This is a genomic window from Escherichia sp. B1147, assembly GCF_001660175.1.
GTDB classification, from domain to species: domain Bacteria; phylum Pseudomonadota; class Gammaproteobacteria; order Enterobacterales; family Enterobacteriaceae; genus Escherichia; species Escherichia whittamii.
The window spans coordinates 1-13,700 of record NZ_LFHY01000021.1 but is presented as its reverse complement, the minus strand read 5'-3'; the positions used below and the strand labels follow the sequence as shown (position 1 = coordinate 13,700).

Below are 13,700 nucleotides of genomic sequence, written 5' to 3'. Positions count from 1 at the left end.
GATGTCCTTATCGGAGTAATTTATTGAGCTGATGCAGAATATCCTGCGTCTGGCTATCCAGACGCAGCAGATAAAACAGATAAAAAACGACCAGTACGACAAGACCGCCACACAGTACATGTCTGATGGTCAGCCGCTGGATTAACTGATAACGCCCGCTCTGTATATTGTTCTTCTGGTGGAGTAGCGGAAATGGCGCGTCGCCGCGCAGTTTGTGCAGGGTATGGTGCAGGCGCTGGTAGATCCGCTCAAATTCATCCTGTTGCTGAATGGCAACCTTGTAGCGCCCGCGAAAGCCGAGCGAAAAGCAGATGTATAAAAACTCCAGCAGATCCTGGTAACGTACCGGCTCGCGGATCAGGCGTTCGAGCAGAATAAACACTTTCTCGCCGCCCCAGGCTTCGTTATGAAAATGAACCAGCAGCGACTGTTTAATCCATTCGTTTTTGTTGGACCAGCCGTTACCCAACGCCGCTTCGTCAATAAACGTGCAGAGAATGTAGCGGAACGAAACAATGACGCCCGGCTCGTAACCCTGCTCCTGAAGTAGTTGCTCCACGGCCTGGACATCGGTTACCACCTGGGCAAACAGATGTTCCGGCATGGCCTGACTGTTCATAGTGGACAGACGCATCACCATGCCGAGTAATGGTGTGGCGGCGTCAATCATTGGATTCAGGCTGTTGCCGCGAAGGGCGAGACGGTACTGGCGTCCTGGTGTTCCGCTCTCCGGCTCCACGGGAAAAACCGACGGTTCACTCATATCGCTGATATCGCTCATTCAATTATCCCCTTATTGCCCAGAGCTGGAGGTTCAGATCGGGGAAGGTACCGGAGATATGCAGCGCCAGTGCGCCCGCTTTTATCACGTCCTGCCAGGCAGGAGTGCCTTTTTCCAGTTCGAAGTAAACATAACCTTCATGGTAGGGTAATTGACGCGGCGCAGCGGTAAGCGTGTGCAGAGGAATACCCGGCACCTGCACGCTGACCACGCTGCGGATTTTGTCGGTAGCCGCCACTTTTGACTGCTGGATAAACTGACGCTGCACCTGGTCGTAGGGCATCCTGGCGCGCACCGCCAGTACCAGCTTGCAGGACTGCAACAGCGTGGGATCGCTGATGGTGGCAATCCAGGTGCCTTCCGAGAAGAACAGTGGCAAATTCTGCGCACGCGGCACCAGCACGGTATTGAGCGCGCGCCGCAGTTCCGGGATCACGGTTCTGGTGAAGGACGCGGTAAGATCCCGGTGATTATACGGCTCCACGGTGCAGGGAAGGCGATTACCTTCGGTAAAGGTCATCAGTTCTCCCAGCAGCCCTACTAGATCCCGGTAGAAGGCTTCCGGATGCAGCGTGTGCAGCTGCGAACGGTGCGTGAACTGCATTTGATGGCGGTTAAGCATCTGCAACATCATAAATTCGGCTACATCAGCAATCCCGCTCTGTTCAGGCGAACCGATGCGTCCGGCCAGATCGGCGGAGCGGGTGGCAAGTAGCCCCTGCACCTCGCCGGCGAATGTCCCGAGTAACCCGCTGACGCGGACAGCCTGAATGGTGGGAATAAAGGTGCTGTCCAGCACCAGCGCACCGGTGGCATTTTTAGTGAGGATACGGCACAGGGGGAGGGTAACCATTGCGCTGAGATCGTCCGCGCCGCTGACTATCCGGGGGATCAACTGCCCCAGACCAACCGGTTGTTCATCGCCTTCGTCGGTGTGAAAATCACGGACGCGGGCATGGGTAAGGCGGTAACGCTCCGTTCCCTGCCCAGCGCTGTGTAACCCCTGGATTTCATTGATCACGTCGCTTATCACAGGCAGCGCCAGATAAATATTGTGGCTCTCTTTCGATGAAAGGATTCCCGGCTGGAAAGGTTCCGGCAGCAGATCCTGGTCGGGAATGCTGAATACGGTGCCGTCAGGCATACAGCCCGCAGCACGGTCAATCGTGATTTTGCCCTGGGCAAGCAGTTCGGTATTGATGGAGAGTTCTGTAAAACCCCAGAAAAAATCACCCAGTGCATCCAGACGATGGGTCAGCAGGTACTCGCAGTGACGCTGCTGCTGCTGAAAATGCTGCGGCAGGGCAAACAGCCCTTCCTGCCAGATCACCTTGTTTTTCATTGTTGCCATCGTCAGTTTTCCTCTTTTTTCATCTCAATCGCGCTGGCGCGGATATGCACCAGCAGGCGATAGTGGTGGCCGATACTTTCTACCGACTCAATTTGTTTCCATTCTGTGGCCTGATCGTCTGAAAAATAGGCAATGACACCGATATAACCGGTTTTCTCATCCAGCTTGATCGGCGGCAGTGTTTTTACGGTGTCCGGCAACAGGTTGAAGTCCTGGTGATCGATATAGTTTTTTCCCAGCACGTCGGGCAGCGCGGTGGTGGCAACCTGGTCGTAATCGGCGGCCTGGAATTTGGAGTCGTCGCTCAGATACACCAGCTGGACATCCACCGGCGCGGCTTCGCCGTCTGCCGTCAGGTTGCTGTCCGGCTCGGTCAGCAGCGTGACGGTCAGCTCGGTTGACTGATCCATCAGCTTTCCGACCTGGATATCCGGATTGCGGATCACCTGGCTGATTTTTTTCGCTGTTTCACAGCCAGTTAACACAACGCTCATCAGAACGCAGGCCAGAAACGCTTTGCCGTTCATGCTTCCGGCTCCCTCTGTTTTTCGCGCAGTACCCGGTCATAGACCTGGGCATAAACTTCATTGAACAGCATTTCAAATCCTTGCTGCCGGCTGGAGGCTAGCTCGTCGTAATAGTTGCTGTACATCTGCCATGCCCAGGCGTCGTCCATTTTCAGGCGCAGCTCATGGCTGCGGCGGTATTGCGCAAAGCGGCGCATCAGATTGCCCGGCGAGAAGGCGTCCAGCATGACGCGCAACGCTTCCACAATCGCCGCCCGGTTGGCCTCTTCATGATGCCGGATGTTGCGCAGGCTTTCGGCGATGGCCGCAGGCGCGGCGAGATGTACCGGGCTTTTGCCCTCGGCGAACATGACGTTCAGCGCGGTGGCATAGTCCATGTCAAGGCGCAACGGGTTGTCTTCCAGTGGGCGCAGGTGTTTATCCGACAGGCTGTTCTGTTGCTGTTGCAGACTCAGCAATCCCTTAATGGCGGCCTGCAACGCCCGTCCGGCCTCTTCGAGAAACTCATCCGCATCCTGAGAATCATGCAGCGTCAGCGGACACTCCATACCGCGCAGCAGCGGGGTCACAGCCAGGTGGTACTGCGCCATGGCAGAAAATTCATCGCCGTCTTCATGGCGGGCATTGCCGGGCGGTAGGTCCATAAACGGCGTATTGATCCCGTTCACACCTGTCAGATCGGAAGTGTGGGCAACGGGCCGGGAGACGCGTGAAGCGATGGGATCATCTGCCACCATCAGACTTTCCGTCTGGAGTGCCTGGAGAGGATCGCTGGAAAAACCGTGCGCCACAGTGGGGGCAAGCTGATGCTGGAACGGCATTCCCGGATAGGACGGTTGTCCCTCGGTGGTCAGCAGGGTGTCCGCCAGACTGTCGCGGTTCATCACAATCGTTTCCGGGGTTGCCATCCGCTCGTCGTAGGTGACAGCCGCGCCGTCATGCAGAAACGCTTTCAGCGTCAGTGTACCGAGCTGGATCTCATCGCCCTGGCGCAGGCGGATGAGCAAATCGGAAGAGACCGGGGCCAGATTAATCATCAGTCCCGGCGTCAGGCACCGCAGGCAATAGGCTCCGTCATGCCGAATAACGGTACAGGCACGCGCAGCAATGTTTCCCGCCCGGTCCTGTACCTGCCAATGACATTCCGGCGTATGGCCAATATCGCCGCCGTTTTCGCTGAACAGGCATTTTGCGGCGCGTCCGCTTTCCAGTTCGTTGCCATTCATCACCTGTAAAGTCAGTGAGGCCTGGCGGGATTGCTGTTTTTCCTCAGCCATAAGTGGTTCCATAGAATTATTCCCTGATTCGGATGGTGATGGCGGGCGGTACTTTCGGCTGACCAATAAAGCTGGTTCTGCCGAGGCGGGAACTGGCCGGATCGCCAAGGCGCATCCCTTTAGCCTGCTGTGGTGCCAGGCACAGCCGTAAATCCCAGGCAAACTGGTCGCGCAGAATAAAGGAAAGGAACATGGCCAGCGGCAGGTGATTTTCGCCATCGGGTAAAAATGAGAGATAACGCTCCCGCGACAGGCCGCTAATCTGCAACAGGAATTTTCCGCTGCGATCCGGCACCCGCGCGCCAAGGGTAAAATTAATACCGAGTATAGAGCGCCCCGGAATATGCCCTGCGGTTTTGCCTTTCGGATTACGTACACCCAGTCGGTTCTGGTGTGCCGGAGCAATGGCGACTTTACGCAGTTGCCAGCGTTCAATGGTGACATCTGGCAAATCAAAACAGTGCGACACCAGGTTGCAGATCACCTCCGGCGCGCGGCCAGGTGTTGCCAGAATTCCTGCGTAGGCCAGCATTTTGCTGTGGTTAATGGCAAGCCTGTCACGCACGCTCTGATTTCCCAGCCCGACCAGTGCGTACATGCGCTGTGAAAAGGTGTCAGTACCGCCGTTACGAAAACAGATGTAGTAACGGTATTTACGCCAGGCGTGGTAGGCAAACTGCGTCCAGCGGTGGCTGAACAGATCGAGAAATTCTTTCAGGCCGTCTTCGTTCTGTGCGGACTCCTGCGCCATCTGATCCAGATAATAACCGGGCAGCGGCGACTGGCTGCCGGAGAAACCCAGGAACCTGGTTTGCAGTACATACTGTCCGTTCTGGCTACGGGAAAGCGCACTAAGGTCAGTGCCAGGAAAACCGATACTGGCGTCAGAGCTGAAACGCACGATCTCACGGGCTGGCTCGGTACGCAGGGAAATGTCCTGGCCCGGTGCGCCATACCTGCGGTACAGCGCCTCCATCAGCACATAAAAATTGCAGTTGCGCACATCCGCCGGTAACGCTGGTTTCACCGCTATATCAGGGCGTGCTGGCCCATTTTCTCCTGCCATTCCCAGGCCTCCTGACTTTCCGTGTTGATTATTTTCAGACAGTGGTACGAATTGATGCTGGCGTAGAGGGCAAAAAAGTGCGAGAGCACGGTACCCAGCAGATAAATTTCACCTTCGCAGATAAACGGATCTGGGCGTATCCACAGTGTGGTCGCCAGCCCGCGAACCGGTACGCCCTTAAACAGTCTGTCAACAGGCTTTGTTTCGAGTTTTTCGATAGCGTCCAGTTTCTGGCGTGACAGTCTGGCCCGCTGCGGATGATGAGCACCCGGCAGATCGAAAGTACGCAGGATCTGGATCAGCGTCTCCCTGTCCAGCAGGGAGAGGTAGTTCAGGTTCATGGCGGAAATCAGCGACCAGTGCATGTCGCCGTCCGTGACCGGCCATAGCGGCTGCGTCGGGCGCGTGACGTTATAAAAAGAGGCCACTGCCGGATTTTTGTTGACGGCCACACAGATATCGCCGGTATGCAGTCGGGCAGGGATCATACGGTTGGTACAGATTAATGAGGTGGTGATCACATCATCGTTAAACCGTGAGCTGTCCGGTATGCTGCCGTCCGCATGGACAAAGGCGATGGAATGTTCAAGCCCGCGGTGAAACAGGGACGTTTTAGTTCGGTGATGCCAGTAGACGACTTCCCGCTGGCGGCTGTACTCCATCTGGTGCTGGAAACTTTCAAATTCGGGCCAGATACGCGCCTGGCTGCCAGGGCTGGATTCCGCACCTGAAACTTTGATTTTGCTAGTGACGGTGTTTATCTGAAAAATGTCATAAGCGTCAGGGTGCCGGTGGCTGGCGCGTAACGGGTATTCCGTCATCCGCCCATCCGGCCTGACGGGTTCCGCATAATGCGTAAACAGGTTAATGGCTGGCGTACAGTGCAGACGCAGCGAGTCCTGACGCAGCTTGATGTCGGCAGGTAACGGGCGGTTAAAATGCAGGCGCAGCGTAAACGCACTGACCGGGAAATCGTCCGGAAGTGGCGCGACATCGCGCAGATGAAAAAAGAAGAAAGCTTCGGGATAGCAGAAATACTCCTGAAGCACACGGTAACCGCTGTGGACGTTTTTGGGCCATGGCAGCAGGGCATCCTGATTGTCAAACCCAGCGGCCTCCAGCCACAGATCCGGTAGCGGCAGGCGACGCTCCCCGGCAATCAGTTCCGCATCCATCAGGCATTCGCAAAACCACAGATAAAGCTGGTGTCGGGTATAATCGTCTTCATTACCCAGCCAGAATGTGATTTTGTTCAGATCAAGCATGGCGGGGGAGACGTTGTTATCTGCGCTGAAACTGATATCTATGATGCCTTCTTTCAGGCTGCTGGCGTTGCGGGTGTTGAGAATACGCAGCGGTTGCAGCCAGATATCGCGCGCCAGCGTGAAATGGCAGGCTACGGAAGAAACGATTTTATCATGATTGTCAGCCAGCACCTTCTGAGCAGCCAGGGGGGACTTTTCTGATCGGCTTCTGATCAGTTCATTACGGCAGACCTGAACAGGAACTTTTAACTGATCGGTTTTGGGTTCATAGGCAATAACCGTCATGGCCGGAACCGGGCGTAAATAGTTTGCCCACAGCATACGGATCAGCCCGTGGGTGAATTCGGGAAATTCATCCTCAAGTTTCTGACGCAGGCTACCGGACATAAAGGCAAAGGCTTCCATCAGACGCTCCACGTCTGGATCACCCTCTTTCTCGGCCAGAAAGTTGGCCAGATGTGGTTTTTCCTGCGCCAGCAGTTTGCCAAGCTGGCGCAGATAATCCAGTTCTTCGCGGTAGTAACGTTCTTCAAAAGCCACAGAGATCACTCCACACAATAGCGTTGATGGCTGTCCAGCAAAATGTCAAATTCAAACACTTCCCTGGTCTCGCTGACATCGACCGTGGCCACAATATGAAAACGCAGTTCCACAGGGGCATATTCATCCGGTGCCGCAGCTGTAACAACAACATCGGTAATTCGGGGTTCGTAATGCAAAATGCACTGGCTAATGGACTTACGGACTTCTCGTCTGAAATCGCTTGAAGCCAGCGATTCATCATTTAAATCAGTAATCCCCAGCTCCGGTGAGCCATAACAGCTACCGAAGCGGGTATTCAGGACCTGTCGCAGATTACGCCTGATGGAGCGTACCAGTGCTTCTTTTGGATTCTGGTATGAAGGCGGATTTGCCGCCTCACGGATACGTTCAAAAAGACTGCCGGTTGGTCCTGAATCCCGCCTCTGCATTGGATTATTCCTTATCCAGTCGTCCGACCAGACTCAGGTCGAAACTGGCCCCCATGTACTTAAAATGTGGCCTGACGGAAATCGCGACCTGGTACCAGCCCGGTTCTCCATCCACATCCAGTACCTCGATCTTTGCCTGACGCAATGGCCGGTGGCTGCGGACTTCGGCAGGGGGATTCTCCTGGTCGGCCACATACTGGCGAATCCAGGTGTTCAGCTCGCGCTCCAAATCACTGCGTTCTTTCCATGAGCCAAGCTGTTCGCGCTGAATTACCTTGATGTAATGTGCTAACCTACTGATAACAAATAAGTATGGAAGTTGGGTGCCGAGTTTATAGTTGGTTTCCGCGGTCTTGCCTTCGGGGGTTTTGGGGAATGTTTTGGGTTTCTGCACCGAGTTGGCCGAGAAAAAGCACGCATTATCAGACCCTTTACGCATGGTCAGTGTGATAAAGCCCTCTTCCGCCAGTTCGTACTCTCTCCGGTCGGTTATCAATACTTCGGTTGGAATTTTTGCTTGCATTTGCCCCATGGATTCATACAGATGCACTGGCAGGTCTTTGACTGCTCCGCCACTGGAAGGACCAATGATATTGGGACACCAGCGATATTTAGCAAAACTTTCCGCCAGGTTAGCGGCCAGTAAAAACGAGGTATTTCCCCACAGATAAGACTCGTGGCTCTGGCTGACGTCTTCATGATAACGGAAGGTTTTGACAGGGTTCTCATCCGGCGAATAAGGATGGCGTAGCAGGAACCGTGGTGCGGTCAGGCCCAGGTAACGGGAATCTTCCGATTCACGCAGGGCGCGCCAACGGGAGTACGCCGGGCCTTCAAAGATGGCACCCGGTTCTTTGATCCCCGGTAACTCTGTCCATGAGTCCAGACCGAAAAATTCGGATGATACTGATGACAGGAACGGGCTGTGCGCCATCGCGCTGACCTGGCTGATATATTTCAGCAACTTCATATCTGGCGTGGTGTTCTTAAAGGCAAAGTTGCCGATTACCGCTGCCACTGGCTCACCGCCAAATTGTCCGTAACCGCTTGAATATACATGCTTGTAATACGCAGATTGCGTAATTTCAGGTGCAAACTCGAAATCATCCAGCAGTTCTTCCTGAGTGACATTCAGGAAATGGACTTTGATGTTTTCCCGGGTATCCGCGCGTTCAACCAGCAGCTTCAGCGAGCGCAGTAGGGATTCCAGTTCCTGAAACTCCGGGGCATGAATAATGGCGTCCATCTGCCTGCCGGTACGGGCATCAATATCAGCAATCATGGCATCAACGGCCAGGATATTGATAGGTTCAGCGCTACTGTCGCCCTGTAACATGGCGGCAATAAAGGCGCTCACGCCCTGGCGGGTGATGTCGTAGCTTTCAGATTTTGGCTGGACGCGGGTCTGTGCCATGATTTCATCAAGCAGGGATGAGGTGGCGGTCTGCGAAGCGCTGACGGGAGCAATTTCTTCCTGTACTGACATACTGAAAATCCTTCTGTGAAAATTATTTCTGAACGGCGATGCCCAGTTCCTGGATCAGCTGCTCGCGGGTGTCTTCGTTTTCCAGTGACGCCTGAAGTTGTGCGCGGAAGGCCGGAATATTGCCTAGCGGAGACTTAAGTGCGACCAGTGCTTCACGCAATTCGAGCAGACGTTTTATTTCTGGCACCTGGTTGGCAATATGGTCCGGAGAAAGATCATCCATAGATTTGACTTTCAGGTTGACGTACATTTGCTCATTGGGAGCGTCACTGAGTTCAGCCGGAACAACAAATTCCCGTTCAATGTCAGCTTCTGCAATAACTGCGTTGAGGTTATAGCGGTTAATAGCAATGGCAGTTCGCTCATCCAATGGCGTGTTATCCGGTTTCCCTTTCAGATTGCCGGTGATCAATAAATTCAGCGGCAATTCGATATCAGCAGCCACCCCATCAACTTTTGGCGTATACCGAACGCTGATTCTTTCTTTCGGCGCGACACTGCCGCCATCGTTGTTCATTTTGCTCATAAAAATGTTCCCGTTCAGGCCATGGGTACAGCATGTTCGTACTGAATAAAAATACCGACAATACCGTTTCAGTGGCAGTTAGATAATGTGACTCTTCTTCTGTTGTGATCGGTATTCTACTCATGAAATAAAATATTAAAAGAACTATTTATATTTTTGAAAGAGATGTATCCTTCGTGTGTTATACATTGTTAGGAAAACTCACTGGGTATTTATAGACTTCATGAATGTAATTTTGCAATCAATAAAATATTACAACGCATTGATTTTTATATGTTTATTTATTTGATTAATAAATTTTATGTATGGTTTTGTTTATTAATTAATTCCTGTTTATGCTTCATAAGAAATTCCTTTAAGGAATGTCTTAATTGAGAGTCGAATTAATGGTGAAGTAAGGTTTGTAATAATTAATCCTTGATTCGGTTGCGACTTTTTTATGGGGGTGGAGGATACGTTATGGATAAGTCTTCTGTTTGTGTTGATATATTTTTAGCTTATGTGACCGTGTTCTGAAATTGGCTAAAAATATAGTTAAAAACCATTAAATGAGTTTTTCGGTAGGTGCCAATTACGCGTACATGTATCACGAATAAAGAAAATGGTGTGGTTCATGATGTGAGCCGCATCGCACTCTAACCTGTCGGGGATTAGCGACGGGTTGTTCGTAAAATAGCAGTTGATAATTTCACAAGGAGTTCACAAATGCCAACCCCATGTTACATTTCAATTACGGGTCAGACCCAGGGGAACATCACTGCCGGTGCTTTCACCGCGGATTCTGTCGGCAATATCTATGTGCAGGGACACGAAGATGAAATGCTGGTGCAGGAGTTTCTGCATAACGTTACTGTTCCAACCGATCCGCAGTCTGGCCAGCCTTCCGGCCAGCGAGCGCACAAACCGTTCATTTTCACCGTGGCGCTGAATAAAGCTGTTCCGCTGCTGTACAACGCGCTGGCCTCCGGTGAAATGCTGCCGAAAGTGGAGCTGCACTGGTGGCGTACTTCTGTTGAAGGCAAGCAGGAGCACTACTTCACCACACGTCTTACTGACGCGACGATTGTGGACATGAACCTGCATATGCCGCACTGCCAGGACCCAGCACAGCGTGAGTTTACGCAATTGCTTGCAGTATCACTGGCCTACCGCAAGGTTGAGTGGGAGCACATCAAATCAGGTACTTCTGGTGCCGATGACTGGCGTGCACCGCTGGAAGCATAAATCTGAGTCAACAATATCCTGCCTCCGAGCAGGATGTTGTTTTTGTACGTGTAAAAAATGAGTGTCAGTAAGGAGTTACGCTTCCATGAGGGAGATGGCGGATGCCGGAAACTCGGGCGGTAGCGTGCCTGAAGATGTAAAGATGAGTGTAACGCTGCACTGGTACCCTTTGCTGCATGGCGGGCATCATTTGTTCCGTGAATGAATCAGGGAGGTATTTATGTCCTTAAAAGGTCTTCGCTTTACGCTGGAGGTTGACGGCCAGGAGCCGGACACCTTTGCAGTGGTGAATTTCAGGTTAATCCAGAACCAGTCTTATCCGTTTGTGATGAGTGTGGATGTTGCCAGCGACTCGTTTATGCAGACGGCGGAGATGCTGCTGGAGAAGAAGGCGATGCTGACCATCTGGCAGGGCGTCATCCCGCTGCGTTATGTCACAGGCGTGGTGGCGGGCTTTGGCATGCAGGAGAACAACGGCTGGCAGATGCGTTATCACCTGCGTATTGAGCCGCCGTTATGGCGGTGCGGGTTGCGGCAGAACTTCCGTATCTTCCAGCAGCAGGATATCCGGACGATATCGGCCACGTTACTGAACGAGAACGGTGTCACAGAGTGGACGCCGCTGTTTTATGAAGACCATCCGGCGCGGGAGTTCTGTGTCCAGTACGGAGAGAGCGACCTGGCGTTTCTGGCGCGGCTGTGGTCGGAGGAAGGTATTTTCTTCTTTGAGCGGTTTGCGGCGGACAGTCCGGAGCAGAAGCTGACGCTGTGCGACGATGTGGCGGGGCTGTCACAGGCGGGAGAGTATCCGTTTAACCCGGACACATCGGCAGGGGCGGAGACGGAGTGTGTGAGTATGTTCCGTTACGAGGCGCATGTCCGCCCGTCGTCGGTGCAGAGCCAGGATTACACGTTCAAGGTGCCGGACTGGCCGGGGATGTACGAGCAGCAGGGTGAGAACCTGAACGGGCAACTGGAGCAGTATGAGATATTTGATTATCCGGGAAGGTTCAAGGATGAGCAGCACGGAAAGGATTTCACGCTGTACCGGATGGACAGCCTGCGCAGTGATGCGGAGAAGGCGACGGGCCAGAGTAATTCGCCGAGGCTGTGGCCGGGAACGCGGTTTACGCTGACGGGGCATCCGCAGAAGATGCTGAACCGTGAATGGCAGGTGCTACAGAGCATTCTGTCAGGAAGCCAGCCGCAGGCGCTGCACGGGAGTCAGGGAAAGGGAACCACGCTGGGAAATCAGTTAGAGGTGATACCGGCAGACCGGACGTGGCGTCCACGGCTGCAAAACAAGCCGAAGGTGGACGGGCCACAAAGCGCCATTGTCACCGGGCCTGCGGGAGAGGAAATCTTCTGTGATGAACATGGCCGGGTACGGGTGAGGTTTCACTGGGACAGGTATAACCCGGCAACGGAGGTGAGTTCGTGCTGGGTGCGGGTGTCGCAGGCGTGGGCGGGGCCGGGGTTTGGTAACCTGGCGATACCGCGTGTGGGCCAGGAGGTGATTGTTGATTTTCTGAACGGAGACCCGGACCAGCCGATAATCATGGGCCGGACGTACCATGAGGACAACCGTTCGCCGGGGGGACTGCCGGGAACGAAGACGCAGATGACCATCCGGTCGAAGACCTATAAAGGAAGCGGATTTAACGAGCTGCGCTTTGAAGACGCCACGGACAGTGAACAGGTCTATATCCATGCACAGAAGAACATGGACACGGAGGTGCTGAACAACCGCACTACCGATGTGAAAGTGGATCATACGGAAACCATTGGCAACAACCAGAGTATTACGGTGGGTGTGGGGCAGACAGTCACAGTAGGTAAGGAAAATGCCGGGAGCCATGATCAGACTGTCACAGTGGCTCACGATCAAAGTATTGGTGTTGGAAATGACCAGACCCTGACCGTCACCAACAACCGTAGTAAGAGCGTGGGTAATGACCAGGACAGCAAAGTCACGGGTAATGATACCGAAGCAGTGGAAAAATCTCAGACAGTTACGGTAGGGGAAACACTCACCGTTACTGTCGGTGATGCTATCGAGTTTGTTTGTGGGAAGAGTACGTTGCGTATGGATAAAGATGGATATATCACAATCAATGGACACGAGTTATCACTGGGAACAACCGGTGAACAGTATTACAAAGCCGATGGTGATATCAACCTTCAGGCTAAAACCATTCTGGAAAACTAATCATGAGTACTGAATCTTCAGAGTCAATAGTAGCGTTGTCATCAGAAGAATATTCAGGATTACTGGAGGAAATTCTTGAACATAACGACTCACTCTCTTCTGTAAACCCTCACGACATGCTTCTGGGACGGATCGTTACAGTTGACGATGCAGGAATTTTCGTTGCTTTCGGTAATACGCAGGCCAGATCAGTGTCCCTGTAGTGGCATAGTGAATTTGGCCACCTGAATAGAGGTGATATCATCACCTCATAGTCAAAACAGGTGACATTATGACCGGACGTAACAGACGCAATTTTAGCCCCGAGTTTCGCCTCGAGGCTGCCCAGCTTGTACTCGATCAGCATTACACCGTTGCCGCCGCTGCCACTGCGATGAATGTCGGCAAATCCACTATGGATAAATGGGTTCGACAACTGAAAGAAGAGCGAGCGGGAAAATCACCCATAGCTTCACCCATGACACCTGAGCAGATTGAAATACGTGAGTTGAAGAAAAGACTTCAACGCGTTGAAATGGAAAGGGATATATTAAAAAAGGCTACCGCGCTCTTGATGTCAGACTCCCTGAACAATTCTCATTAGTTGAGAAACTCAGGGCGCGGTTTCCTGTTGCCGTTGTGTGCAACGTGTTTGGGGTTCATCGCAGCAGTTATAAATACTGGCGGCAGCCCAGGAAGCCTGACGCCACGAAAGTGGCATTACTGAGCCTTGTGCGTGAAGTTTATCACGAAAGTAACGGTTCAGCAGGAGCGCGAAGCATTGCCGCAATGGTCACCACCAAAGGTATAAAACTGAGCCGCTGGCGGGCAACAAAGCTGATGAAAGCGCTCAATATTATCAGCTGTCAGCAACCTGGCCATCGTTATAAGAAGGCGTCTAAGGAACACATTGAGATCCCTAATTATCTGGATCGCCAGTTTGCTGTTACCGAGCCTAATCAGGCCTGGTGCGGGGATGTGACTTATATCTGGACGGGAAAACGCTGGGCTTATCTGGCTGTTGTACTCGATTTGTTT

General features: G+C 52.9%; 12 protein-coding genes and 1 pseudogene. 4 read left to right on the top strand and 9 right to left on the bottom strand.

Annotated features, from left to right (window positions below):
- Positions 1-7: 7 nt before the first annotated feature.
- The 9 genes from icmH to tssB are packed head-to-tail and all read right to left on the bottom strand — an operon-like array spanning position 8 to position 9,250.
- Positions 8-763, bottom strand: coding sequence for a type IVB secretion system protein IcmH/DotU (icmH, locus tag A9180_RS20455; RefSeq protein WP_064530361.1), 756 nt, complete (start codon positions 761-763; stop codon positions 8-10).
- Positions 764-785: 22 nt separating this feature from the next.
- Complete coding sequence (gene tssK / locus A9180_RS20450; RefSeq protein WP_064530347.1) at positions 786-2,132, bottom strand: type VI secretion system baseplate subunit TssK; 1,347 nt, start codon at positions 2,130-2,132, stop codon at positions 786-788.
- 2 nt (positions 2,133-2,134) lie between these two features.
- Positions 2,135-2,659 (bottom strand): type VI secretion system lipoprotein TssJ, encoded by a 525-nt coding sequence (gene tssJ / locus A9180_RS20445; protein ID WP_064530346.1) that lies wholly within the window; start codon positions 2,657-2,659, stop codon positions 2,135-2,137.
- Positions 2,656-3,936: a type VI secretion system-associated FHA domain protein TagH gene (tagH, locus tag A9180_RS20440; RefSeq protein ID WP_064530362.1), complete on the bottom strand. Its 1,281-nt coding sequence runs from the start codon at positions 3,934-3,936 to the stop codon at positions 2,656-2,658. The genes tssJ and tagH overlap by 4 nt, the downstream gene beginning before the upstream one ends.
- A 16-nt stretch (positions 3,937-3,952) precedes the next feature.
- A complete protein-coding gene (gene tssG / locus A9180_RS20435) occupies positions 3,953-5,002 on the bottom strand; it encodes a type VI secretion system baseplate subunit TssG (protein WP_064530345.1) in 1,050 nt (349 codons plus the stop codon).
- Positions 4,966-6,807 carry a type VI secretion system baseplate subunit TssF gene (tssF, locus tag A9180_RS20430; protein ID WP_064530344.1) on the bottom strand — a complete coding sequence of 614 codons (1,842 nt, stop codon included), beginning with the start codon at positions 6,805-6,807 and terminating at the stop codon, positions 4,966-4,968. Before tssF ends, tssG begins: the two co-directional genes overlap by 37 nt.
- A 5-nt stretch (positions 6,808-6,812) precedes the next feature.
- The gene (gene tssE, locus A9180_RS20425; protein ID WP_064530343.1) at positions 6,813-7,238 is read right to left on the bottom strand and encodes a type VI secretion system baseplate subunit TssE; all 426 of its coding nucleotides are present in this window, start codon (positions 7,236-7,238) and stop codon (positions 6,813-6,815) included.
- A 4-nt stretch (positions 7,239-7,242) separates the two neighbouring features.
- Complete coding sequence (gene tssC, locus A9180_RS20420; RefSeq protein WP_064530342.1) at positions 7,243-8,724, bottom strand: type VI secretion system contractile sheath large subunit; 1,482 nt, start codon at positions 8,722-8,724, stop codon at positions 7,243-7,245.
- 22 nt (positions 8,725-8,746) lie between these two features.
- Positions 8,747-9,250: a type VI secretion system contractile sheath small subunit gene (tssB, locus tag A9180_RS20415; RefSeq protein WP_064530341.1), complete on the bottom strand. Its 504-nt coding sequence runs from the start codon at positions 9,248-9,250 to the stop codon at positions 8,747-8,749.
- A gap of 705 nt (positions 9,251-9,955) precedes the next feature.
- Here tssB and A9180_RS20410 point away from each other — a divergent pair.
- The 4 genes and pseudogenes from A9180_RS20410 to A9180_RS24075 all read left to right on the top strand — a co-directional run.
- Positions 9,956-10,474, top strand: a complete 519-nt coding sequence (locus A9180_RS20410) for an Hcp family type VI secretion system effector (protein ID WP_001142963.1) — start codon at positions 9,956-9,958, stop codon at positions 10,472-10,474.
- Between the two features lie 220 nt (positions 10,475-10,694).
- Complete coding sequence (locus tag A9180_RS20400) at positions 10,695-12,683, top strand: type VI secretion system Vgr family protein (protein WP_064530339.1); 1,989 nt, start codon at positions 10,695-10,697, stop codon at positions 12,681-12,683.
- A gap of 2 nt (positions 12,684-12,685) precedes the next feature.
- Entirely contained in the window at positions 12,686-12,886 is a 201-nt protein-coding gene (locus A9180_RS20395) for a hypothetical protein (RefSeq protein WP_064530338.1), read from the top strand.
- A gap of 68 nt (positions 12,887-12,954) precedes the next feature.
- A pseudogene (locus A9180_RS24075) lies at positions 12,955-13,700 on the top strand (IS3 family transposase); the annotation flags it as partial.

What these genes read in the sequence shown, in the direction of transcription:
- A9180_RS20410 (WP_001142963.1), top strand. Translation starts at nt 9,956, where the DNA reads ATGCCAACCCCATGTTACATTTCAATTACGGGTCAGACCCAGGGGAAC.
- tagH (WP_064530362.1), bottom strand. Translation starts at nt 3,936, where the DNA reads ATGGCTGAGGAAAAACAGCAATCCCGCCAGGCCTCACTGACTTTACAG.
- icmH (WP_064530361.1), bottom strand. Translation starts at nt 763, where the DNA reads ATGAGTGAACCGTCGGTTTTTCCCGTGGAGCCGGAGAGCGGAACACCA.
- tssC (WP_064530342.1), bottom strand. Translation starts at nt 8,724, where the DNA reads ATGTCAGTACAGGAAGAAATTGCTCCCGTCAGCGCTTCGCAGACCGCC.
- tssE (WP_064530343.1), bottom strand. Translation starts at nt 7,238, where the DNA reads ATGCAGAGGCGGGATTCAGGACCAACCGGCAGTCTTTTTGAACGTATC.
- tssG (WP_064530345.1), bottom strand. Translation starts at nt 5,002, where the DNA reads ATGGCAGGAGAAAATGGGCCAGCACGCCCTGATATAGCGGTGAAACCA.
- tssB (WP_064530341.1), bottom strand. Translation starts at nt 9,250, where the DNA reads ATGAGCAAAATGAACAACGATGGCGGCAGTGTCGCGCCGAAAGAAAGA.
- tssK (WP_064530347.1), bottom strand. Translation starts at nt 2,132, where the DNA reads ATGGCAACAATGAAAAACAAGGTGATCTGGCAGGAAGGGCTGTTTGCC.
- tssJ (WP_064530346.1), bottom strand. Translation starts at nt 2,659, where the DNA reads ATGAACGGCAAAGCGTTTCTGGCCTGCGTTCTGATGAGCGTTGTGTTA.
- A9180_RS20400 (WP_064530339.1), top strand. Translation starts at nt 10,695, where the DNA reads ATGTCCTTAAAAGGTCTTCGCTTTACGCTGGAGGTTGACGGCCAGGAG.
- A9180_RS20395 (WP_064530338.1), top strand. Translation starts at nt 12,686, where the DNA reads ATGAGTACTGAATCTTCAGAGTCAATAGTAGCGTTGTCATCAGAAGAA.